The 23,274-nt window shown below is 57.8% G+C and carries 24 protein-coding genes and 1 tRNA gene; 6 read left to right on the forward strand and 19 right to left on the reverse strand.

Annotated features, from left to right (window positions below; translation table 11 throughout):
* Positions 1-44: 44 nt before the first annotated feature.
* The 5 genes from AC30D7_RS27385 to AC30D7_RS27405 all read right to left on the reverse strand — a co-directional run bounded on the left by AC30D7_RS27385 (position 45) and on the right by AC30D7_RS27405 (position 3,312).
* Positions 45-239 (reverse strand): hypothetical protein, encoded by a 195-nt coding sequence (locus AC30D7_RS27385; protein WP_239077721.1) that lies wholly within the window; start codon positions 237-239, stop codon positions 45-47.
* Positions 240-387: 148 nt separating this feature from the next.
* On the reverse strand, positions 388-708 hold the full coding sequence (locus tag AC30D7_RS27390) for a YbjQ family protein (protein WP_007940782.1): 321 nt from the start codon (positions 706-708) through the stop codon (positions 388-390).
* A gap of 314 nt (positions 709-1,022) precedes the next feature.
* On the reverse strand, positions 1,023-1,205 hold the full coding sequence (locus AC30D7_RS27395; RefSeq protein ID WP_490136163.1) for a hypothetical protein: 183 nt from the start codon (positions 1,203-1,205) through the stop codon (positions 1,023-1,025).
* A gap of 405 nt (positions 1,206-1,610) precedes the next feature.
* On the reverse strand, positions 1,611-2,516 hold the full coding sequence (locus tag AC30D7_RS27400; RefSeq protein ID WP_019579728.1) for a DMT family transporter: 906 nt from the start codon (positions 2,514-2,516) through the stop codon (positions 1,611-1,613).
* 172 nt (positions 2,517-2,688) lie between these two features.
* Positions 2,689-3,312, reverse strand: coding sequence for a glutathione S-transferase family protein (locus AC30D7_RS27405; RefSeq protein WP_026331739.1), 624 nt, complete (start codon positions 3,310-3,312; stop codon positions 2,689-2,691).
* An 83-nt stretch (positions 3,313-3,395) separates the two neighbouring features.
* Between AC30D7_RS27405 and AC30D7_RS27410 the strand changes: the two genes are divergently transcribed.
* Together AC30D7_RS27410 and AC30D7_RS27415 are read left to right on the forward strand one after the other, a co-directional pair.
* Complete coding sequence (locus AC30D7_RS27410; protein ID WP_026331738.1) at positions 3,396-4,241, forward strand: helix-turn-helix domain-containing protein; 846 nt, start codon at positions 3,396-3,398, stop codon at positions 4,239-4,241.
* A gap of 395 nt (positions 4,242-4,636) precedes the next feature.
* Complete coding sequence (locus tag AC30D7_RS27415; protein WP_019579725.1) at positions 4,637-4,789, forward strand: hypothetical protein; 153 nt, start codon at positions 4,637-4,639, stop codon at positions 4,787-4,789.
* A gap of 136 nt (positions 4,790-4,925) precedes the next feature.
* Here the strand turns inward: AC30D7_RS27415 and AC30D7_RS27420 are convergent.
* Positions 4,926-5,015 (reverse strand) — tRNA-Ser (locus AC30D7_RS27420).
* A 308-nt stretch (positions 5,016-5,323) separates the two neighbouring features.
* On the opposite strand from AC30D7_RS27420, the gene AC30D7_RS27425 reads away from it, so the two are divergent.
* From AC30D7_RS27425 to AC30D7_RS27435, 3 genes are all read left to right on the forward strand, one after another.
* The gene (locus AC30D7_RS27425; protein ID WP_490136164.1) at positions 5,324-6,013 is read left to right on the forward strand and encodes a crotonase/enoyl-CoA hydratase family protein; all 690 of its coding nucleotides are present in this window, start codon (positions 5,324-5,326) and stop codon (positions 6,011-6,013) included.
* A 213-nt stretch (positions 6,014-6,226) separates the two neighbouring features.
* On the forward strand, positions 6,227-6,949 hold the full coding sequence (locus AC30D7_RS27430) for a 1-acylglycerol-3-phosphate O-acyltransferase (RefSeq protein ID WP_018925219.1): 723 nt from the start codon (positions 6,227-6,229) through the stop codon (positions 6,947-6,949).
* Positions 6,950-7,096: 147 nt separating this feature from the next.
* Positions 7,097-8,068 (forward strand): magnesium and cobalt transport protein CorA, encoded by a 972-nt coding sequence (locus AC30D7_RS27435; protein WP_490136165.1) that lies wholly within the window; start codon positions 7,097-7,099, stop codon positions 8,066-8,068.
* 84 nt (positions 8,069-8,152) lie between these two features.
* Here the strand turns inward: AC30D7_RS27435 and AC30D7_RS27440 are convergent, their stop codons facing one another.
* The 3 genes from AC30D7_RS27440 to AC30D7_RS27450 all read right to left on the reverse strand — a co-directional run bounded on the left by AC30D7_RS27440 (position 8,153) and on the right by AC30D7_RS27450 (position 12,383).
* On the reverse strand, positions 8,153-8,887 hold the full coding sequence (locus AC30D7_RS27440; protein ID WP_490136166.1) for an amidotransferase: 735 nt from the start codon (positions 8,885-8,887) through the stop codon (positions 8,153-8,155).
* 107 nt (positions 8,888-8,994) lie between these two features.
* Positions 8,995-11,139 (reverse strand): 3-hydroxyacyl-CoA dehydrogenase NAD-binding domain-containing protein, encoded by a 2,145-nt coding sequence (locus AC30D7_RS27445; protein ID WP_490136167.1) that lies wholly within the window; start codon positions 11,137-11,139, stop codon positions 8,995-8,997.
* Positions 11,140-11,177: 38 nt separating this feature from the next.
* Positions 11,178-12,383: an acetyl-CoA C-acetyltransferase gene (locus AC30D7_RS27450; protein ID WP_490136168.1), complete on the reverse strand. Its 1,206-nt coding sequence runs from the start codon at positions 12,381-12,383 to the stop codon at positions 11,178-11,180.
* A 580-nt stretch (positions 12,384-12,963) separates the two neighbouring features.
* On the opposite strand from AC30D7_RS27450, the gene AC30D7_RS27455 reads away from it, so the two are divergent.
* Entirely contained in the window at positions 12,964-13,791 is an 828-nt protein-coding gene (locus AC30D7_RS27455) for a c-type cytochrome (protein WP_490136169.1), read from the forward strand.
* A gap of 165 nt (positions 13,792-13,956) precedes the next feature.
* Here the strand turns inward: AC30D7_RS27455 and AC30D7_RS27460 are convergent, their stop codons facing one another.
* The 10 genes from AC30D7_RS27460 to AC30D7_RS27505 form a co-directional block, all read right to left on the reverse strand.
* Entirely contained in the window at positions 13,957-14,766 is an 810-nt protein-coding gene (locus tag AC30D7_RS27460; RefSeq protein ID WP_490136170.1) for a transglutaminase family protein, read from the reverse strand.
* A complete protein-coding gene (locus AC30D7_RS27465) occupies positions 14,763-15,713 on the reverse strand; it encodes an alpha-E domain-containing protein (protein WP_490136171.1) in 951 nt (316 codons plus the stop codon). The genes AC30D7_RS27460 and AC30D7_RS27465 overlap by 4 nt, the downstream gene beginning before the upstream one ends.
* A gap of 12 nt (positions 15,714-15,725) precedes the next feature.
* Positions 15,726-17,135: a circularly permuted type 2 ATP-grasp protein gene (locus AC30D7_RS27470; RefSeq protein WP_007902187.1), complete on the reverse strand. Its 1,410-nt coding sequence runs from the start codon at positions 17,133-17,135 to the stop codon at positions 15,726-15,728.
* 407 nt (positions 17,136-17,542) lie between these two features.
* On the reverse strand, positions 17,543-17,884 hold the full coding sequence (locus tag AC30D7_RS27475) for a ribonuclease E inhibitor RraB (protein ID WP_490136172.1): 342 nt from the start codon (positions 17,882-17,884) through the stop codon (positions 17,543-17,545).
* 215 nt (positions 17,885-18,099) lie between these two features.
* Complete coding sequence (locus AC30D7_RS27480) at positions 18,100-18,333, reverse strand: hypothetical protein (RefSeq protein ID WP_490136173.1); 234 nt, start codon at positions 18,331-18,333, stop codon at positions 18,100-18,102.
* Positions 18,334-18,548: 215 nt separating this feature from the next.
* Positions 18,549-19,424: a polyamine aminopropyltransferase gene (gene speE, locus AC30D7_RS27485; protein ID WP_205889622.1), complete on the reverse strand. Its 876-nt coding sequence runs from the start codon at positions 19,422-19,424 to the stop codon at positions 18,549-18,551.
* A gap of 238 nt (positions 19,425-19,662) precedes the next feature.
* Positions 19,663-19,854 carry a PLDc N-terminal domain-containing protein gene (locus AC30D7_RS27490; protein ID WP_019579715.1) on the reverse strand — a complete coding sequence of 64 codons (192 nt, stop codon included), beginning with the start codon at positions 19,852-19,854 and terminating at the stop codon, positions 19,663-19,665.
* 83 nt (positions 19,855-19,937) lie between these two features.
* Entirely contained in the window at positions 19,938-20,468 is a 531-nt protein-coding gene (locus AC30D7_RS27495; protein ID WP_490136174.1) for a hypothetical protein, read from the reverse strand.
* Positions 20,469-20,708: 240 nt separating this feature from the next.
* A complete protein-coding gene (locus AC30D7_RS27500) occupies positions 20,709-21,227 on the reverse strand; it encodes an ankyrin repeat domain-containing protein (protein WP_105339695.1) in 519 nt (172 codons plus the stop codon).
* A 96-nt stretch (positions 21,228-21,323) separates the two neighbouring features.
* A complete protein-coding gene (locus tag AC30D7_RS27505) occupies positions 21,324-23,162 on the reverse strand; it encodes a long-chain-acyl-CoA synthetase (protein WP_490136175.1) in 1,839 nt (612 codons plus the stop codon).
* Positions 23,163-23,274: the final 112 nt, after the last annotated feature.

Here is a 23,274-nt window from a genome sequence, read left to right on the forward strand (position 1 = left end):
CACAAGAAACCCCGCTCGATGGCGGGGCTCGTGCTGTTTACGATTTACTTCCTGGAGGGCGCCCCCAGCTTGGGCATGAATTTCGATTTCGGCCCTCGGGTCCTAGGCACTGCAGATTTGATTTTGTTGATTTTGATACGGTCTTCACCGAAGCTCGGTACATAGTCCGTCTGACCACACTGCACACAGTCATTGATTGGAAACTCTGCCCCGTTGTCTTCGATATACGGCTCAGTCATATCTTCGCTCCTCTCAAAACGGGTCGATACCGGCAAGCCCTTTTTGCCTGAAAAATATCAACCACCCTGGTTTTTGAGACTAGCCGGTCATTCCCAGACTTGTGATTCAGATCGTTACATGCCCGACGAATGGCCAGTACCGCGCGACCTACCTCAGCTTGACCGCCGTCCCGGTCACAAACACCACCACCATCCCACCCTTGCCGGCCGGCATGCTGATCTCATAATCGAGCCCCACCACCGCATCCGCCTGAAGCGCCCGCGCCCGCTCCTTGATCTCATCGGTCGCCTGAATCCGCGCCTCCTTCAATGCCCGCTCCAACGTCTGAGAACGCCCACCAAAGAAATCCCGCATCCCGGCGAACATGTCGCGAATCACGTTAACGCCCTGCACCGACTCGGCACTGACGATGTCCAGGTAGGCGGTGATTTGCCGACCTTCGATGGTGTGGGTTGTGGTGGTGATCATGAGATGTCCTTCTTCATAGAAGCGCGCATTATTCCTCGGTAGCCAGGTGATGAAAACAAAAAGCCCGGAACTGGATTACCCCCAGTAATGGTTGAGTAATACCAACTCGAATGCCGCTACAAGCACCATAAAGAACACGAACCGTCGTGAAAATACCCGCCTGGGGCGTGATGGCGTCCAATCGGATACCTGGCACAGCGCACTGATGAAATCGAGTAAATCGCTCATGAATCCCTTCATACACAAAAAATTCGCACCGAACGGATCGCGAGGCGAGGTGAATCAGCCTTTCACGGCATCGAAAGAATCAGGGGTCAGAGCAGCTTGATCAACACCGCAGTGACAGTCGCCACCGTACCGATCAAGCCAGTCGCAACAGCTACCGGGTACCAAAAAGTTTCACGGGTCATCTTGCCAGCTTCAGCGTTCAGCTTGCGCTGTTCTGCCATCAGCTTGACGATCTCCACATGAACTTTTTCCAACTCTGCCTGCTCCATGGTGAATTCCTACATAACCTGCGTGCGTCCGTTCCGAATAATGGGGCGCGTCGTGTGCACTGCCCTTTGGGTCATTTTGTACCTTAAAGGCGCAAAACGAATACCCCCTCCCGATGCGGCTCATGCGAGGTGCCAAAACCTATGAAAGCCCCAAAACCATATGGCTTTCCAGCACTGCTTCCCACGCGCCTATCCATCGTCCTACATCAATTTCGGAAGCGCCTTCGCTGATACCGCCATGCATAAAATCCAGCCGCCAGAAACCACAAAACCCCTGACTTCTCTCGAAATCAGGGGTTACGGATAGAAACGAGTACACGCAGACCTTGCGGGCCTGCGCGTAACGTATTGGCTAGGGTCACAGCAGCCCGTCGTTCACAATACCGCCGTGATATACACCTTCTGTCAGGTCGCTTCGGGTAATGGGGGCGCTTTCTCAGGCGGTTTGATTGAGCCGATGTAAACCGCAAAGATAGTCACCAGCGCGCCGCAAAACTGCAGCGTGGAGCTGGCCTTGCCGAGAAAGGTGACATCAATGAAATACGTGATCACCGGCTCCAGTAACAGGATCAGTCCGGCCAACCCCAGGCTGATGGCTCCGATCGAACGGTTGACCAGCAACCAGCCGACAAACTGCACCAGCACCCCGTATATGATCAGCATCAGCAAGGTTTGCCCATCCACGATGGCCATGCTTTCCCCAGTTACCAGCGCGTATGTCAGCAGAACCAGTGCCGCCCAAAGACTCAAATTGAGCATCTGTGCGATCTTGTCACCCCCGCCGTCAGGCAACTGGGTGTTGATCTTCAGGAAGTACACGCAGATGGCATACGCCAGCCCCGACAGCACGCCATACACCACGCCCTTGATCCCTACCGCACTGGTCATTTCGGGTAGCAACAACAGATAGAGCCCAACAAATGCCAAGGTAATGGATACCAGGAAGTAGATCGAAGGTTTTTCCTTCAACAGGTACAACCCCAGTAGGGTCATGAAGAACACCTGACAGTTGGTCAGGATCGACCCGATGCCCGGGCCGACGATATAGATGCTCTGGTGCCAGAGCACCAGGTCGATGGCCAAAAACACCCCAGCCAACGCGGTGTACAGCTGCGCCCTGGCGCTTTTAAGCAGTACCGGTGTTTTGCGCACCTTGAGCAGCAGGAAGAACAGGATCGAGGCGAACACCATCCGATAGAACCCTGCTCCACCCGCGCCGATATGGGCGAAAGCGACAGCTAGAGCAGACAGACTGAGCATCAGTCCACCGATGGTCAATTCCATGATTGCCCGATTGTTATTAGTCGACATGAGAAACCTCATTGATAAAAACCGACACTAACTTTATGAACATTCACAACTCCCCCCGAGCAACAAATATCAGGCTCGACAAAGCAGAAAAGCCCCAAAGGTCTTTTCTGCCACGCGCAAAAAAAACAACTAACTTTTAACTGGCATTAATAGTTATCAGCAACACAACTCTTTAAACTTCTTGCGCAGCCAACTTCAACCATTGTTGTACCGGTGCATAACCCAGGATGTTTTCGACATAGCCCTGCAGTTGCGTAGGAATGGCAATACCATAACGACGGAAGCGGAACACCACCGGAACAAACATCGCATCAACAATGCCGAAGTCACCGCAGAGGAATTGAGTTGAACCACTCACCTCACGGAGCTGGTTCCAGATAGCGAATACCCGCATGATTTCCTCTCGGGTCTCGGCGGTCAGGCTTTCCGGGATGTCACCGGTGTTCAGGCCAAACGACATCTGCGTGCGCAGGTGGGTGAAACCGGAGTGCATCTCTGCCGCAGCAGCTCGTGCCAGGGCCTTGATCCGTGAATCTTGGGGCCAAAGGTTGGCGGCCGGATAGGTGCCGGCAATGTATTCGCTAATGGCCAGGCTGTCGTTGATGACGACATCATCAAGCAGCAGCGCCGGTACCTTGCCGGAAGGCGAGTGCTCCAGAATACGCTGGCGGGTGTCGCTTTGTTCCAGTTTGATCTGAAGGGTTTCAAATGCAACATCCGCTGTCACAAGAACCAGCCACGCACGAAATGACCATGAAGACTTATTAAAATCCCCAACAACCAGTTTTGTAGACATCGCATCCCCTAGCTTGTGTTATGAAATAGGTGCTAAATTTAGCGGCCTTTTTTTCATACGTATTGCACAAAACTGGACAATTCATGGACGAGAATCGTCGTAGTAAAGCCCCTCAAAAAGACAAGGACTTTGTTCAGTTCTGGCGTATACCCGAAGGCGACTGTGAGTTGCTATCTGCGCGTTACAGTACTCAATCTTTCGGCCGACATTCACATGACCGGTATGCTATCGGCGTTATAAGTAGCGGTGTTGAAAAACTTTTTTATCGCGGCAGTTACTACATGGGGGGCGCGGGCAGTGTAGTCACCATTACCCCAGGGGAGATCCACGACGGCCTGCCAGGCCATGATGAGGGCTGGATGTATCGAATGCTCTATATCGACCCCGAATGGGTCAATCGGATGGTGTTTCAAGGGCGTTTTTCAGACGATCATATTCATCTTTTTCAAACAGCTCTGAGCCAGGCCCCCGACTTCGCCCGGACCTTTTTGCATCAACATCAAACCATTGAAAAATCCCCCTCCAGCCTTGAACGGGAAACTATCCTGCTGGATCTGGTGACGCAGCTCTTCGAGCGTAGCGGAGCGCCCATCGAACCAGTCAGTGCGGCTGAGCAGCACGCAGTGCAAAAGATCAAGAGGAAGCTCGAAGACGAGTTCGACAAACATCTGTCTCTGGAAGAACTGGCGCAACTGGTGAACCTTGACCCTCTTTACCTGATCCGGGTGTTCAAAAAAAGCGTTGGCGTCTCCCCCCACAGCTATCAAATCCAGAAAAGAATCGCCCAGGTCCAAAAACTGCTGCGCACCGGGTCCAGTCTCGCAGAAGCGTCATTCACTTGCGGCTTCTTCGATCAAAGCCACATGACCCGAGCCTTCAAAAAAGTAGTCGGCATCACACCCGGCAGTTTCCGCAACAGCAGTGCCTGAGCCTGTAAGCAACCCCATAGCCTGACTCGTTTGAGTCAGCCCTGAAAGGCCTTGCAGTATCTGCGTGAAGCCCTTAGGGCCTTCAATGTGCGAGTGTTACACGCTCTGCATCGGCCACCACCCACGCCTCCAATCCACCGCCTTCAAGCCTGTGCACCGCCAGCTCGCCACTATGATCCAGCACAATCGCGCGCGCAGTTGATAGGGCTCCTTTTCAATTTCGTCCAGACTGTTGAAAATACTTGGTAGGTGTCCACCCATAGGCCGCACAACGTACCGAGAGCAACGCAGCTACCGTGAAAGTAAAGTCATGCACAGCATCCAAACCGGGCGCAAAACCGGGTATGAAGCATATTGAACCTTACTGAGATATGACTTTATAAGGTCTATACCCCATGACTTCTGGTTTAACGTACCCGCACGCTGAATCGACGCGCTATTACTATCTGCTGACAAGCGTTCGCGCGTTGGTGTCAGCCGAGGACGGTCCCGGTTACAACGATGCGAGCCAGATTGATCGACTGACGCTGTTGGACTACGCCGCTTAGAAACTGTCGGAAAAATTAGCCTTTGGTCGCAAAGCACTGAGCCATCCAGGGTATGGGCCAAAGTATGGGCTGGAATTTTTTTTAGAAATGCAGAAACGAAAAAGCCCTGAATAATCAGGGCTCTAACGTATAAATGTGGCGGTGAAGGAGAGATTCGAACTCTCGATACAGTTTCCTGTATACACACTTTCCAGGCGTGCTCCTTAAGCCACTCGGACACTTCACCGTATCTCGTCAAACTTATTCAGTCTGTCGAGGCGCGCTAATGTAGTCGAAAGCTTTTCTGATGGCAAACATTTTTTTCAGAATTTTCATGCGCTTAACGCGATTAGCGCTTTGGGGGCGTTCAAGGGCATGGCAAACCTGCCAATCTCCGGCTTCACCTCCCCTTCTATATAGAGGCCAATGCGCGGTGGATGGGGCGGGCTGTGCCTGGCGGGCGGGAAAAGGGTGACTGGCGGGTCAGTCACGGCGCTTTACCTGGCCTACAGCGGTGGGTAACGTCTGCCCTACTTTATTAGAAGGATTGGCGTCATGAGTGAGTTGATTTCCTACCATCTCGAAGACGGTATCGCGACCCTGACCTTGAGCAATGGCAAGGTCAATGCCATCTCTCCAGACGTGATTGTCGCGTTTAACGCTGCGCTGGATCGGGCGGTAGCGGATCGGGCGGTGGTGATCATTACCGGTCAGCCGGGGATTTTGTCGGGTGGTTATGATTTGAAGGTGATGACGGCCGGGCCTAACGAGGCCATGGCGCTGGTGGCTGCGGGTTCGACCCTGGCTCGTCGTCTGTTGTCGCATCCGTTCCCGGTGGTCGTGGCGTGTCCTGGGCATGCGGTGGCCAAGGGTGCGTTTCTTCTTTTGTCGGCTGACTACCGCATTGGTGTCGATGGCCCGTTCAGCATTGGCCTGAACGAAGTGCAGATCGGCATGACCATGCACCACGCCGGTATCGAACTGGCCCGTGATCGTCTGCGCAAGTCGGCGTTTCATCGCGCGGTGATCAATGCCGAGATGTTCAATCCACAAAGCGCCGTGGATGCCGGCTTCCTCGATATGGTGGTGTCGGCCGAAGAGTTGCAAGGCGCGGCGCTGGCGGCGGCTCGTCAGTTGAAGAAGCTCAACATGATCGCCCACAAGAACACCAAGTTGAAAACGCGCAAGGCGCTGCTGGAGACGCTGGACAACGCGATCATCCTGGATCAGGAGCACATGGGCTAAGCCCGAACGCGTTGCACCGAAAAGCCCGACCGTCGTGTCGGGCTTTTTCTTGGGTGTCTGGTTTAAAACCTTACAACCGCTCTAGGCCGCATCTGACCCACAAGTCGGAAACATACGCTCAAACATCGGCTATCTCCCACTTCCATAGCGGCAATTGCCGAAAACAGTGCACATCCGTACACTGCGCCACCTTTTGTCCCGGCGGGCCTTTAAATGCTGTTTGTGTTTCGTATGTTATTGATGGGCCTGCACTTTATTCTGGCCGGTGTGCTCGGAGTAATTCTCGGACTGTGCCGGCCATTCAATCCGGACAACAGCCGTTTGTGCGCGCGCCTGTATGCGTGGCCGGCGATGTGCATCTTGCGTTTGCGGGTGAAGGCCGATGTCGGGCCGTTGATGGATAAACCTGACAGCTGCGTGATCATCGCCAACCACCAATCCAACTACGACCTGTTTGTGTTCGGCAACGTAGTGCCCCGCCGTACTGTGTGCATTGGCAAGAAGAGCCTGAAATGGGTGCCGCTGTTCGGGCAGCTGTTCTGGCTGGCCGGCAATGTGTTGATCGACCGTGGCAATGCGCATAAGGCACGCCAGTCGATGCTGACCACCACTCACACCTTGCAGAATGAAGACACCTCGATCTGGGTCTTCCCCGAGGGCACCCGCAACCTTGGCGAAGAACTGCTGCCGTTCAAGAAAGGCGCGTTCCAGATGGCGATTGCCGCCGGTGTGCCAATCGTGCCGGTGTGTGTCAGCAGTTACGTCAAACACATGCGATTGAACCGCTGGCGCAGTGGGAAGATTCTGATCCGTTCGTTGCCGGCAATTCCTACGGCCGGATTGAGCCTGGATGACATGCCGATGTTGATCGCCCAGTGCCGTGAGCAGATGCGTGAATGCATCGACTCGATGGATCGGCAGCTACAAGCCGCCTGATAGAAAACCCGCCCTGTGCGGGTTTTCTTTTGCCTGCGAACTCCGCAGATTTTGCTGACTCTCAAGCAGTAGACAAGGTTAAGCTGAAACCTGCCTGGCACCGCCAGTCTTTACCAATAGAAAGCGACCAATAAGAAGTGAATCATCATGGGTAGAGTCGTTGCTGCTGCGGTTTACAGCGCCGGTAAGAAAGTCACCAACATCACCCTCGACGAAGGCGCTGCCTGGGCAGCCAAGCCTGGTCACTTTGTGTGGATCGGCCTCGAAGAGCCCAATGCGCAGGAGCTGTTCAACCTGCAACGCCAGTTCAACCTGCACGAACTGGCCATCGAAGACGCCCTGGAAAAACACAGCCGACCGAAGCTGGAAACGTTCGGCGATGCACTGTTTATCGTCACGTATTCGCCGATCCGCCATGAAGGCAAATTGCAGTTCATCGAAACGCATATCTTCGCCGGCAAGGGTTACATCATTACCGCGCGCAATGGTCACTCGGCATCCTACGCCCATGTCCGACAACGCTGTGAGGCGCGCCCGCTGTTGCTGGAGCATGGGGAAGATTTCGTACTCTATGCCATCCTCGATTTCGTGATCGAAAACTACCAGCCTATGGGCGAAGCGATTCATGCCGAGATCGATGAGCTGGAACGCAATGTCCTTTGCGGTTCGCTGAACGAGCACGACATCCAGAAACTCCACGGCCTGCGCCGCGATGTATTGCGCTTGCGCCGGTTTGCGGCGCCAATGGTGGAGATCGGTGAGGAACTGCAGAATCTGAGCTTTCCGTTCATCGACAAAAACATGCGCCCGTACTTTCGCGATGTGCAGATTCATGTCACGCGGCAGATGGAAGACCTCACGACCCTGGCGGACATTGCCAGCCAGACCATCGAGGTCGGGGTGTTGCTGGAGGCGTCGCGCCAGAGCGTGGTGCAGCGCAAATTTGCGGCGTGGGCTGCGATTCTGGCGTTTCCGACGGCGATAGCGGGGATTTACGGGATGAACTTCCAGGACATGCCAGAGTTGACTTGGCATTACGGGTATTTCGCGGTGCTGGGGTTTATTACCGTTGGATGCGTCGGTTTGTGGGCGAGCTTCAAAAAGTCTGGGTGGTTGTAGTCGGAACCGAGGCGTCTGCAAAATTCGCGGGCAGCCTCGCTCCTACAGGGTTATCCGTAGGAGCGAGGCTTGCCCGCGAAGCTTTTAAGGCTTAACCGAGTCAGTCTCAGGCTTGTGCGCCACAAACCGCATCATCCACTCTGCGACGGTAGTGCCGTGATGCTCGTGTTCAAGACTCGCCATACCTTTCGAATAAATCTGCTCGCCCAGCGCTTCCTGACGAATATCCAACAACGCCCGTGAGTAATCGTGAATGAACTCCGGATGCCCCTGGAAGCACAGCACTTGATCGTTGATGTGGTATGCGGCGAACGGGCAGAAATCGCTCGAAGCAATCACCGTAGCGTTTTCCGGCAGCGCGGTGACCTGATCCTGGTGACTGATCAGCAGCGTCAGTTCTTCCCTCACCGGGCTCATCCACGGCGCCTTGGCCGCGAGTTTGTATTTGTGGGTGCCGACGCCCCAGCCCTGGGTCGCCCGCTCGCTCTTGCCGCCCAACAGCAGTGCCAACAGTTGATGGCCGAAGCACACGCCCAGCAATTTGTCGCCACGTTCGTAGCGGCTCAGCAGGTACGTTTTGAGGGTTTGAATCCACGGGTCGGCGCCGAAGGAATCGGCCTTGCTGCCGGTGACCAGATACGCATCGAAGGTCTGGTCATCGCTGGGATATTCGCCCTGCATCACGTTGTACACGCTGAATTCGGCCGCGATGGGTTGCTGCGAAAACAGACGCTGGAACATCTGCCCGTAACCCTGATATTGATCGACCAGTTCCGGACGCAGGATGTCGGTTTCCAGAATGCAGATGCGTAACGACATAAAAAATACCTGACACATGGTGGGAATAATGCACACCCCAGAGCCTGCCTTGAAACACGGTGGCAAGGCAAGCCCCGGAAGGCGTCATCGGTCCCTTAGAACGCCCCTTAGAACAACGCGTCCTTGGCGGCTTTCTCCAGCAACAGCGCAGGCGGCGTGAAGCGTTCGCCATACTGCTCGGCCAGGTATTGGGCGCGGGCGACGAAGTCTTTCACACCGTATTGGTTGATGAACTGCAACGCACCGCCGGTCCAGGCCGCGAAACCGATGCCGAAGATCGAGCCAACGTTGGCATCCGCCGTTGAGGTCAGCACGCCCTCCTCTACACAACGTACGGTTTCGATGGCTTGTATGAACAGCAGTCGATCACGCACATCCTTCGGCGAAATCTGCCGGTCGGTTTTCTCGAAACGGGATTTCAGCTCCGGCCACAAATGCTTCTGTCCTGCGGCCGGATAATCGTAGAAACCACCTCCAGCAGCCTTGCCCGGACGCTTGTATTCCTTGAGCAGCAAGTCAATCACAGCGAACGCCGGGTGCTCAATCAGCGGTTTCCCTTCCGCTCGCAGGTCTTTGGCGGTTTGCTCGCGGATATGGCTCATGAGGCTGAGGGAAACTTCGTCGGAGATCGCCAGAGGCCCGACAGGCATGCCGGCCTTGCGCGCTTCGGTCTCGATCATCGGCGCACTCACCCCTTCGCCGAGCATCGCGATGCCTTCGTTGGTAAAGGTGCCGAACACCCGCGATGTGAAGAAACCGCGACTGTCGTTGACCACAATCGGAGTTTTCTTTATTTGCAGGACGAAATCGAACCCGCGAGCCAGGGTTTCGTCGCTGGTATGGACGCCTTTGATGATTTCCACCAACGGCATTTTCTCCACGGGGCTGAAGAAATGCAGGCCGATGAATTTGCTCTGGTCCGGCACAGCGGTGGCCAGGCTGCTGATCGGCAAGGTCGAGGTGTTAGAGGCGATCACCGCATCCGGGCCGACAACGGCTTGCGCCGCCGACGAGACCCTGGCCTTCAGTTCGCGATCTTCAAACACCGCTTCGATAATCAAATCGCAACCAGCCAGATCCGCATCATTTTCGGTGGTATGGATTCGCGTCAGAATCGCTTCGCGCTGTTCCCGGCTCAGTTGGCCCCGAGCAACCTTCTTGTCCAGCAGCGCCGCCGAGTGGGCCTTGCCCTTCTCTGCCGCTGCGAGATTGATGTCTTTGAGCACCACATCGATGCCGGCCGAGGCGCTGACAAACGCGATGCCCGCGCCCATCATCCCGGCGCCGAGCACGCCGACTTTCTTCGTCACGTAAGGCGCTATGCCCTGAGGTCGCGAACCGCCGGCATTGATCTCATTGAGCTGGAACCAAAAGGTGCCGATGAGGTTTTTCGACACCTGGCCCGTAGTCAGTTCGGTGAAGTAGCGGGTTTCGATCAGATGCGCGGTGTCGAAATCCACCTGGGCGCCCTCCACTGCGGCGCAGAGGATTTTCTCCGGTGCGGGCAGGCACCCCTGGGTTTTACTGCGCAGGATCGACGGCGTGATGGCCAGCATCTGCATGACTTTCGGATCCGACGGCGTACCGCCAGGGATCTGATAACCCTTCACGTCCCAGCGCTGCACAGCAACCGGATGAGCAGCAATCCACGCCCGCGCCTTGGCCATCAACTCATCGTGATCGACGGCCAACTCGTCGATCAACCTCGCTTGCAGCGCCTGTTGCGGGCGGATTTTCTTGCCTTCCAGCAGATACGGCAGAGCTTTTTCGATGCCCAGCATGCGCACCATGCGCACCACCCCGCCGCCGCCCGGCAACAGGCCGAGGGTGACTTCCGGCAGGCCAAGCAGCACCGACGGGTTGTCGAGCGCTACACGGTGATGGCACGCCAGGCAGATTTCCCAGCCGCCGCCGAGCGCCGCGCCGTTAATGGCGGCAACCACCGGTTTACCGAGGGTTTCCAGGGTGCGCAGTTGGCCCTTGAGGGTCAGCACCATGTCGTAAAAGGCCTTGGCTTCGGGCTTGCCGACCTTGATCAGTTCATTGAGGTCACCACCGGCGAAGAAGGTTTTCTTGGCCGAGGTGATGATCACGCCGGCTATCGCATCCTTGTCGGCGACCAGGCGCTCGACACAGGTGGCCATGGCCTCGCGGTAGACCGCGTTCATGGTGTTGGCGCTCTGGCCCGGCATGTCGATGGTCAGGACGACGATCCGGTCCTGGCCCTTTTCGTAACGAATGGCTTGGGTCATGGCAATTTTCCTTGAGTCGGATTTTCTTAAACGCAGGCTCAGAGGCGTTCGATGATGGTGGCAATGCCCATGCCGCCGCCGACACACAATGTCGCCAGGCCATAGTGCAGGCGCCGGGTTTCCAGTTCATCGAGCAGCGTGCCGAGAATCGCGCAACCGGTGGCGCCGAGCGGGTGGCCCATGGCGATGGAGCCACCGTTGACGTTGACCTTGTCCGGGTCGATGGCCATGTCCTTGATGAACTTCAACACGACCGAGGCGAACGCTTCGTTGACTTCGAACAGGTCGATGTCTTCGACCCGCAGTCCGGCCTTGGCCAGTGCCTTGCGGGTGGCCGGCGCCGGGCCGGTGAGCATGATGGTCGGGTCGGTGCTGGTGACCGCCGTGGCGACGACCCGCGCGCGTGGCTGCAAACCCAGTGCCCGGCCCTTCGCTTCGGAGCCGATCAGCATCAGTGCCGCGCCATCAACGATCCCGGAGCTGTTGCCCGGCGTGTGAACGTGGTTGATCCGCTCGACTTGGCTGTACACCCGCAATGCCGTGGCGTCGAAGCCCATTTGCCCGATCATTTCGAAACTCGGCTTGAGCTTGCCCAGGCCTTCCATTGTCGAATCGGCGCGAATGAACTCATCGTGATCGAGCAGGATGATGCCGTTCTGGTCCTGCACCGGCACCAGCGACTTGTTGAAGGAACCATTCGCCCGCGCCCGCGCCGCCTTCTGCTGCGAGTGCAACGCGAAGGCATCGACGTCTTGACGACTGAAACCTTCGATTGTCGCGATCAGATCGGCGCCCACGCCCTGGGGTGTGAAATGGCTGTGCAAGTTGGTTTCCGGATCCAGCGCCCAGGCTCCACCGTCGCTGCCCATGGGGACGCGGGACATCGACTCGACACCGCCGACCACCACCAGATCTTCGAAGCCGGAACGCACTTTCATCGCGCCCAGGTTCACTGCTTCCAGCCCCGACGCGCAGAAGCGATTGAGTTGCACACCCGCCACGCTGACGTCCCAATCGGCCACTTGTGTGGCGGTCTTGGCAATGTCGGCGCCCTGATCACCGACAGGCGTCACGCAGCCAAGCACCACGTCATCGACCTGACTGGTGTCCAGGGACATGCGCTGCTGCAACGCCGTCAGCAGCCCGGCCACCAGGTTCACCGGTTTGACGCTGTGCAAGGCGCCATTGGCCTTGCCTTTGCCACGGGGCGTGCGTAACGCGTCGAATATCAAAGCTTGGGTCATGGCGTTCTCGAACCTGAGGGTGATCTCTATGCCCTCACCTTATGCCGAGCAGCCGTGGATTCAATGACCACAGCGCTCATTGGCGTTGACGGTCACGCTCAGACGAACGGTAGTCAGCTATCGGATTAATCGATTCGTGTCACCAAGCTGTCTAGCCAACGGGCGCCCAAGAAGATGGCCATAGGCCTCATGTCTTTTTGGCAGCGATCAGCGCTAAGCCCATACGAAATGGATCTAAGCCAAGCGTGACGCGGGCCCTAATGTAAACCTGTACGAAGTTGTCGTCGGGTTTTGCCGAGGCTCTCGTCCTACAGGAAGTGCAGCGCTCTGCCGTCATGGAGATATGCAGGCAGGCAACCAGGAAATAACAAAAAAGGCGGTCAAGCCATGTTCAAACATTCGAAAGTACGTCAAGCCGGGCTCATTCTATTTGCTACTACGCTGTTGTTGATTTTGCCGAACCTGACCAAGGTGCTTGGCTGATCGAGCAGCGGGGGTTTTCATTACACCCGATAAAAATGTGACTGGCTCGCTATCCGGGCCTGATTGGCTGTGCCAACCTTTGCGGCACTTCCACGACATGGACGACGATCATTTGAAAGCGCTCATTCTGTTTGGGGCCTTGCTGCTCAGCACGCCTCTGTCTGCCGCACAGCTGAATCTTGAGCTGGGTGCAAGTTCTCGCACCTGGCAGACCGAGGAATTGCTCAAGCATCCTCAGGTTCAGCCCATCACGATCACCAACGACGTTTCCTACAAACGGGACATGAGCTATCGCGCCGTACCAATGGCGGCGTTGTTGACGGGCATCAAGCCTGACGACCACTTGCAAGCCGTGGCCCTGGACGGTTTTGCCGCCGAACTGGCCGCCGCGCCGTTGCTCAATACCCAGGGCGCGCGGGCCTGGCTGGCGATTGAAGACCCGGCCAAGCCGTGGCCGCCACTGTCCGAGGGCAAGCACAGTGCCGGGCCGTTCTACCTGGTCTGGACCGATCCGCAGGCGGGCAATATCAGCCCCGAACAATGGCCGTTCGAGGTCGCGAGTATCAAACGCATGGCCCCGGTGGCCGAGCGCTTCCCTGCCCTGCTCCCCGATCCCGCGCTGAAGGCGGACCATCCGGTGAACAAAGGCTTTGCGCTGTTTCAGAAAAACTGCCTGGCCTGCCATCGACTCAATGGCGCGGGGGACGCGCAATTCGGACCGGACCTGAATATTCCGTTCAACCCGACCGAGTATTTCGGCGCGGATTTCCTCAAGCGTTACATTCGTGATCCGCAGAGTTTGCGCCAGTGGCCGCAGGCGAAGATGCCCGCGTTCTCGCCGACGGTATTGCCGGAGAGGGATCTGGAGTTGTTGGTGGGGTATTTGAAGCACATGGCGGGACGCAAGGTGTCTTCGACCAAGTAAACACCCACCTGTGGCGAGGGAGCTCGCTCCCGCTGGGGCGCGAAGCGGCCCTCAAATCAGGCGACGCGATCCGTCAGGCAAACCGCATTCGCCGGGTTTGCGACTGCTGCGCCCGGTCGCGGATCGGCCGGCGGGAGCAAGCTCCCTCGCCACAATGAATGACTGCTACTGCTGTTGGACGGAGATCACCGGCGCAGGCGTTGGCGAGACAAACACCTTGGCATGCATCTGCTCGTACCCGCCGCCACGACGCATGCCGCGCACCGGGCAGGCGTCGAGGTAGTCCAGGCCCACGGCCAGTTTCAGGTGGCGCTCAGGGCGGGCCAGTTCGTTGGTCACGTCGAAGCTGTACCAGGCGTCATCCAGCCAGGCTTCCGCCCAGGCGTGACTGGCCAAGTGCTCGCTGTTCTCGCTGTACAAATACCCCGACACATAACGCGAGGGAATGCCCAGGCTGCGGGCGCAGGCGAGAAACGCATGGGTATGGTCCTGGCAGACCCCGGAACGCCCGGCGAAAGCTTGCGCGGCGCTGGTCTCCACTTCAGTGGAACCCGGTGTGTAGGTCATGTGCTGGTTCAAGCCATGCATCAAATCGATCAGCGCCGTGCGATCCCGCCGTTGTTTGCACGCCTTCTCGGCGAATGCACGCAAGGCTTCGTCGGCTTCGGTCAGGCGCGTGAAGCGCAAGAACGGCAGCGCCGACTGGCTCTCGTGCTCGGCTTCGCGCAGCTCGTCGATGTCGACCTGGCCACGGGCGCCGATGATGATCGCCTCATGCGGCTCGTCCAGGGTCAGCACATGCAGGATGTTGCCGAACGGATCGAGTTGCGCACGCACCGGGCGCGGCAGGTCGAGTTGCCAGCTCAGCACGTGCTGGCGCTCGCTGTCGTGGGGTGTCAGTCGCAGGTACTGGATGCTCGCCCGCACCTGATCTTCGTAGTGATAGGCGGTCTCGTGGCTAATGGAAAGTCTCATGCAGCCTCCAGATAGGAACTGTGTATGGCATTGCCCAACTGGCGCACCAGCGGGATGAACTCGGTCAGCCAGGCGTGCAGGCCTTCTTCGAGGATTTCGTTGATACCGGTGTAGCGCAGGCGCGCGTCCATTTCCGCCGCCAGGCGTTGTGCGGGACGGCCGTTGGCCCCCGGCAGTTGAGCGAGAATCTGGTCGATCTCTTCGGTGCAGGCTCGCAGGGATCGCGGCACGTCGGCGCGCAGCAACAACAGCTCGGCCACATGCCGGGCGCCGGGGGCGTCGCGGTAGATTTCGGTGTAGGCCTCGAACGACGACAAGGCCCGCAGCAAGGCGCTCCACTGGTAATAGGCGTGGGCCGTGCCGTCGCTGACCGCTGCGGCCTGATCGCCGGCCATTTCGTAACGGGCATCGAGCAGGCGCAAGGTGTTGTCGGCCCTTTCGACAAAGGTGCCCAGGCGAATGAAGCGGAACGCGTCGTTACGCATGATCGTGCCGTAGGAAGCGCCGCGGAACAGGTGGGAACGTTCCTTGATCCACTCACAGAAACGGCTCATGCCGTAGCGACTCAAGCCCTGCTCGGCGATCCCGCGAATTTCCAGCCAGGTGGCGTTGATGTTTTCCCACATGTCGGCGGTGATTCGCCCACGCACCGCATGGGCGCTGGCTCGCGCGGCACCGAGGCAGCTGTAGATGCTCGCCGGGTTGGCCGCGTCCAAGGCGAAAAAATGCAGCAGCCGTTCGGCATGCAGATCGCCGTGGCGCGCCAGGTAATCGTCCAGGGTGCCGGTGATCAGCAACGGCATGGCCAGTTCGTGCAAGCCGTCGCCACGACCGTCCTGGGGCATCAGCGACAGCGAATAACTGATGTCGAGCATCCGTGCGAGGTTTTCCGCCCGCTCCAGGTAACGCGACATCCAATACAGATCCGAGGCAGTTCTACTTAACATGGCAGGCTTCCTTCAATCCTCGACCACCCAGGTGTCCTTGGTTCCGCCGCCCTGGGAGGAATTCACCACCAGGGAGCCTTCACGCAAGGCGACACGGGTCAAACCGCCGGGCACAACCCGGGTTTCGCGACCAGACAATACGAACGGACGCAGGTCGATGTGGCGCGGAGCGATGCCGTTTTCGACAAAGGTCGGACAGGTCGACAACGATAACGTCGGTTGCGCGATGTACGCGTGGGGCTTGGCTTTGATCCGCTCGCGGAAAGACTCGATTTCCGCCGCCGTCGCCGCCGGCCCCACCAGCATTCCGTAACCACCGGAGCCTTGGGTTTCCTTGACCACCAGCTCCGGAAGGTTGGCCAGCACGTGGGACAATTCAGAAGGATTACGACACTGCCACGTCGGCACGTTCTTCAGGATCGGCTCTTCATCGAGGTAGAAACGAATCATGTCCGTGACGAAGGGATACACCGACTTGTCGTCCGCGACCCCGGTGCCGATGGCATTCGCCAGCACCACATTGCCGGAGCGGTAAGACGACAGCAGCCCTGGAACGCCAAGCATCGAATCGGGGTTGAACGCCAGTGGATCGAGGAACGCATCATCGAGGCGACGGTAGATCACGTCGACCGCTTTCGGCCCGTCCGTGGTGCGCATGAACACCTTGTCGTCGCGCACGAACAGGTCGGCGCCTTCCACCAGTTCAACGCCCATTTCCCGAGCGAGGAACGCATGCTCGAAAAACGCACTGTTGAAACGCCCCGGCGTCAGCACCACCACGCTCGGGTTGTCGATCGGGCTGGAGCTTTTCAGGGTGTCGAGCAACAGATTCGGGTAGTGGTCGATCGGAGCGATGCGCTGGGCCGCGAACAACTCGGGGAACAGGCGCATCATCATTTTGCGGTCTTCGAGCATGTAGCTCACGCCGCTGGGGGTACGCAGGTTGTCTTCAAGCACGTAGTACGTGCCGTCGCCATCGCGCACCAGGTCGACGCCGGAAATGTGCGAATAGATATCGCGGTGCAGATCCAGCCCCTGCATCGCCAACTGGTATTGCTCGTTGGCCAGCACTTGCTCGGCCGGGATGATGCCGGCCTTGATGATGCGCTGCTCGTGATAGAGGTCGGCAAGGAACATGTTCAATGCCTTGACCCGCTGAATGCAGCCGCGTTCGACGACCCGCCATTCACTGGCGGGGATGCTGCGGGGAATGGTGTCGAAGGGAATCAGGCGCTCTGTCCCCTGCTCATCACCATAGAGCGTGAAGGTAATCCCGGCGCGATGAAATAACAGATCGGCCTCGCGTCGCCGTTGTGCCAAAAGCTCGTCAGGCGTTTCGGCCAGCCAACGGGCAAACTCCCGATAATGCGGGCGGACCTGGCCGCCGGCATCGTACATCTCGTCAAAATAGGTGCGGATCATGCCGTACTCCTTGTCACCCGGACATCCAGGCCTTCGCAAGGCCCGTGCCATCGGCAGAAACGCTTTGATATCAACCAGTTGGATAATGCTGCCGCACGCACCGCACCAATCCTGTGCGGTAATTGCCCCACCCTGATCGCCCCCGCTTCATGGCGAAGCAATGCTGTCGCCTATCAGCAGCATAGTCAGAGTTGATTTCACTGCTCGGGAGGGAGATGCGGATAATCCGTGCATTCGCTGGAAAAATGACCGGACTTCCCTTTTAGCCGCCTGATCAGGCGGTTTTTTTTAGCCTGTTTGAAATGTTGTGAAATAAAAGCAAGGTCAAAAAACACTTTCCAAACCCACAAACGAAAACGGCCGACCCGAAGGTCAGCCGTTGCTGAGTATTGTTGCTGTTCATAAGCTTATGCGAGTAGCCCTCGTATCTCCTGTTTGACGCCCCATCCCTCGATGATGCCGCCCAGAGGCTCGACCACCGCCTCGAAGTTCTGCTCAAAGTCGCCGATCCCGTCGTAAGTGGCGTACATCACTTTGCTCAGTTCCAGAGACCACGCGCCATCGTCACGCACGCTGATCTGGGCATTCAAGGATTCACCACAAAAATGACCCGCCGCCCTGCGTGCCCGCTCCTCGTCCGGGAAAATGGCGTAGAACTCGATGGGATGGAATCGTGAAAAGTCGAAACCGCCTTCTTTCATGCGGCGCAGCACGCTGCTGCTGATGTCTTCTTGATAGGCTGTGCTCATGAAACGTCCCCCTCAGACTGATGGATAGACTTTCCGTATTCCCTGCACTTTCAATCGATTGATGAAAGCGATACGACAACAGAGGTTGCCGCCGGGAAACAAGCATGTAGCTGACAAGACCAGACCTTAGCGAGTCATTCGCTGATCTCGGTTGCAGAGTAGCCTCAACACAGAGCCGCTGCCAAGGCCTGGTGGTGAATGTGACAGGAGATGTATCAAATTGGAGTAATGCTGAGGATTTCAATGCTGTTTTGGGATTTCAGACTTTTGACAGTCGGATCAGCAGTACGCCCCTCCAGATCATTGAGATCAAGTTCAGCAGCGACCGGCAGGCGCCGGGCACGAATGAGTTTGGCGGCCTGCTCGCTATTCGGGCATTCCTCGCACTCGAAGAGTTCGTCGACTGTTTCACCGTGATCATCCACGAAAGTGATTTTCCACTTTTGCATCGGTGCCTCCTCGATAAAACCCATGGATGGGCCTACATCTATCTGGACTTTTGTCCTGACCGATCGTTCAAACCGATTACACCCCGCCAGCCTGTAAAAAACAAAACCTGAGGGAGCGGGCTTGCTCGCGAAAGCGGTGTGTCAGTCGACATATCTATCGACTGAAAGACTGCCTTCGCGAGCAAGCCCGCTCCCACAGGGGTTACGCGCAGGATTTAGTCGTTGCTGGGTTTATTCACCGCTTGCAACACATACTGCGGCAAGGCAAAGGCACCGATGTGGATTTCCGGGTTGTAGTAGCGGGTGATGATGCCGCTGCCGGCGAAACGCTGTTGCAGGGTTTCGCGGGACAATTTGCGATAGGCGGTATCGGTCGCGCCCCAGGCAAAGGTCATCGCGCCGCCGATGTAGGTCGGCACGGCCGCCTGATAGAAGTGCCAGTCCGGGAACAGGCTGCGCAGGCGACCGGCGGTGGTTTTGACTTCTTCGATTTGCATGAACGGGGTGCCGTTCTGGGTCACCAGAATGCCGCCTTCGTTCAAGCAGCGGCGGCACGCCTGGTAGAAGTTTTCGGAGAACAGCACTTCGCCCGGACCGATCGGGTCGGTGGAGTCGGAAATGATCACGTCGAACTTTTCGGTAGTGGTGGCGACGAAACGCATGCCGTCGTCGATCACCAGGTTCAAGCGTGGATCATCGAACGCACCCTTGGAGTGGTTCGGCAGGAATTCCTTGCACATGTCGACCACGGTGCCGTCGATCTCGACCATGGTGATGTGCTCGACACTGCGGTGCTTGGCCACTTCACGCAGCATGCCGCCGTCGCCACCACCGATGATCAGCACGCGCTTGGCGGTGCCATGGGCGAGGATCGGCACGTGGGTGAGCATTTCGTGGTAGATGAACTCGTCGGCTTCGGTGGTCTGGATCACGCCGTCCAGCGCCATCACCCGGCCCATGCGCGGGTTTTCGAAGATCACCAGGTGCTGGTGTTCGGTGCGCACTTCGTGCAGCAGTTTTTCCATGCGAAAACGCTGGCCATAGCCTTCGTAGAGGGTTTCCAGGTACTCGCTGGTTGGGGTATTGCTCATGGGAAGTGCTCCGATGAATGCGGGTGGCAACGGACGGTTACCCGCCCATGATGGCCAATCGATCGCCTCGATTGACCGGGAAAGGCGCGCATTCTACGTCGCGGAACATGACAGGTCGAACCTTCTGATGCACACACCGGTAGGAGCGAGGCTTGCCCGCGAAGAACGATGACTCGGTCTATCAGGTACACCGCAGCGATCCTTTCGCGGGAAAGCCTCGCTCCTACCATGAAGATCGTCAGATCCGCACATCGCCTCTTGGCCCGGCGATGGCCCAGATGATCAGGCCCAGCACCGGCAGCAACAGGATCAACAGCACCCAGAGGACTTTCATCCCGACTTCGGCGCCACTTTTAAGCACATTGATGATGGCCCAAATGTCCAGGGCAAAAATGATCAGGCCGATCAGAGTGTTGAACGTGGAACCCATGGTGTCGCTCCCGAAAAGTGGTAGGCACTCTTAGGATAGTCGGGCCTGGCGAGGGTTCCGTTTTATTACCGTTGTAGACGGTTTCAGACGTGGACGGCCACCTTCAGGGCTTCCAGGGAGGGCGCGGCGGCGATGCCGACTTCGGCGCACAACTCCAACACCCGTGGCACGTCGTTGCCGTAGACCAGCACCACTTGCAGTTCATCGTCGAGCAGCTGGCTGAAATTCATCAAGGTGTAGCCGCCGTTTTCCTTGTTCAGGCTGCTCATCTGCACCTGAATACGATTGAGTGCCGTCAAGGCTTCGGTCTTGGCCAGTTGCTTGGGCTTGATGTTGAACTCAACGCCGGGGCCGAACGAGGCGACGATCTGTGCGAACAGGTCCATGTAGGTGTCGGCCTGGAACAGTACGGTTTCCGGCAGACTGCCAACGACGACCCACTCGCCCAGCGGGATCGGAAAGGTGTCGTCGTAGTTGATATCTGGATTGGCCGCTAGAAAAGCCTCGGGATTGGCGTAGGCCTGAGCCGCTTCGTCAGCGATTTTCAGGATTTCGTCCTCGCCCATGCACCCGGAGCTGATTTTGCTGATGAGTTCGACGAGTGCGGCTTTCATGAGGTGGATCCTGTAGCGAGGGAATTTTGAGGGCGCGAAGGATAACGCATTCGCAAACGGATTGCGGGACCAGGCAGGAACCTGTGGCGAGGGGGCTTGCTCCCGCTGGGTTGCGAAGCAGCCCCAAAATCCGCCATCGTGGTCATTCAGATAGACCGCATTCGCCGAGTTTACGACTGCTTCGCAGCCGAGCGGGACGGTGCGGCGATCCGACAAGCTCCCTCGCCACAAAAGCCCGAATCAGGCCAGGAGTTTTTGCAGCTGAGCCGTGGTATCCGCCGCGCCCATGGTCTTGGCCGCGTCCAGCGCAGACACGCCATTGGCGTCCTTGGCTGCCGGGTCGGCGCCTTTGCTGATCAGGTAGTCGATGATTTCGACGCGGTTGAACATCGCCGCCATCATCAGCGCAGTGCGACCGTCGAAGGACGAACCTTCCACTTCAGCGCCACCTTCCACCAACGCTTTGACCACTGCCAGATCACCCTTGAACGCCGCACCGGCAATCGGGCTCTGGCCGTTGTCGTTGCGAATCTCGGGATCAGCCTTGTGTTCGAGCAGGACTTTTACCGTGTCGACATGGCCGTGATAGGCGGCGAGCATCAGCAAAGTGTCGCCCTTGTGGTTGCGCAGGTTCGGCGGAAGGCCCTTGGTCAGTAGCGCAGCCATCATGGCTGCATCGCCCTCGCGCGCTTTGTTGAACACCTGTTCGGCAAATTCAGCAGCCTCTTCGGGGGTCATCTGGCGGCTTTTGTCTGACATTGGGGACTCCACATTCGGTCAATCGGAAAGCCGATAGTTTCCCGAGCAGCCCGGAGCCTGTCACTTGTTTTTTCTCATGGACAGTCATAGCCAGATTCAATAGCGATACCTGCCACCGCGAATATCCGCCAGCACCTGCTCGGTGACTTGCACGTAAGTCTCGGTGCCCGGCAGCCAGGCGTAGATCGGGTCACCGCCAGTTTTGCTCGGGTCGAAAGCTTCGTCCTTGAGCCGGGTCTTCTGGTATTTGAAGGTCCCGGTGGTTTCCATTTTCACTTTCACCCGCAGGAATAGCGGCACCGCATAGGCCGGCATTTGCTGCCTGGCGAACGCCAGCAACTCACCAAAATCGAGGGTCGCCAGGGATTCGGCCGGTGTAATGGCCGCCATCCCCGCCCGCCCGTTGGTGTTGTGGATTTCCACACCATAGGCCACGGCTTCGGCGATGTGCGGGTGTTGCAACAGGATGTTCTCGACCTCGGTGGTAGAGACGTTTTCGCCCTTCCAGCGGTAGGTGTCCCCCAGACGATCGACAAACTGCGCGTGACCGAAACCGATGTTGCGCAGCAGGTCACCGGTATTGAAGTAACGGTCGCCCTTCACGAACACATCGTGGAGCACCACTTTTGCGGTCTTCTGCGGATCGGTGTAGCCGTCCAGAGGCGCCTTGTCATCGATCCTCGCCAACAACAGCCCCTGCTCGCCCTTGGCCACTTTGCGCATGAACCCCTTGGCATCCCGCGTGGGGGCACCGCTGTCGTGGTCGTACGCCACCAGCTCCCAGGCCATCAGGGAAAAGCCAATGGTGTTGTCGAAGTTGAGGATGTTGGTGAAGCCGATATTGCCATCGCTGGCGGCGTACAGCTCGCAGATGTGGTCGACGGCAAACCGCGTCTTGAACTCGCTCCACGCGCCGGGGCGCAGGCCATTGCCGATCATCTTCGTCACGCTGTGCCGACTGTCGTCGACGCTGCGCGGTTGATCCACCAGGTAGCGACACAATTCGCCGACGTACCCGAGGGTGGTCGCCCGGTATTTGCGCACGTCGCTCCAGAACTGGCTGGCGCTGAATTTTCGGCGAATGGCAAACCCCGACGCCCCGCTGATCGCCGAGCCCCAGCACACGCAGAGCCCTGTGGCGTGGTACAGCGGCAAGGTGCAATAGACGACGTCCTGCGGCTGCATGTCCAGGGCGATCAGCCCGAAGCTGGCGGAGCTGCGCATCCAGCGACCGTGCTTGAACACCCCGGCCTTGGGCAACCCGGTGGTGCCCGAGGTGTAGATATAGAAACAAGGGTCGTCGAAAAAGACCTGCCGGCTGCTGACGGGATTGTCATTGGGCGCGTCGCAGCTGGCTGCCATCAGGTTAATGAAGCCATCGGGTGTTTTGCCCGGATCGCGGTAAGTGTCTTGATCGGCGACAAACCAGGTGCGCGCCGCATCGATGACCACCCGCTCGCGGACCGCATTGAAGGCCGGAACCAGCTCTTCTCCAACTACGATCGCTACAGGTGCCACCAGGTTCAGGCTATGAACCAGGGTATCGCGGGTCTGGGAGGTATTCAGCAAGGCGCTGATCGCACCGACCTTGGCCACCGCCAATATCGTCACCAACAGTTCCACACGGTTCTCGATAAAGACCGCGACCACATCGCCCTTGCCGATGCCTTGGGCAATCAGGTGATGGGCGATGCGGTTGGCCCACTGATTGACCTGTGCATAAGTGAGTATCACGTCGCCCTGCAGCAATGCCGGGCCATCGGGATTGCGCAACGTCGCCTGCTCGAAGCTCCAGCCGAGACCACACGGTTGGGTCGGATCCTTGACGTTGGCGACTTTCATGCCCTTCACCACGCGGGGGATGGCTTTGGCAATGGAAGGCAGCTTGCGGAGCATCATGCCCCAGGTAATCGTGTCGTGCAGCGTGCGGCTCATGGTTGCTCCCGTTCGATCTTTTTATTGTCGGGTGGCGTTGATTGAGGCCGAAAATACGTCAGGGCTTCTTGAGCTGTACACGCGGTTTTTGCAATGTTTTGTATCCACGGCC

The sequence above is a fragment of the Pseudomonas sp. DF5 genome (genome assembly GCF_058148225.1).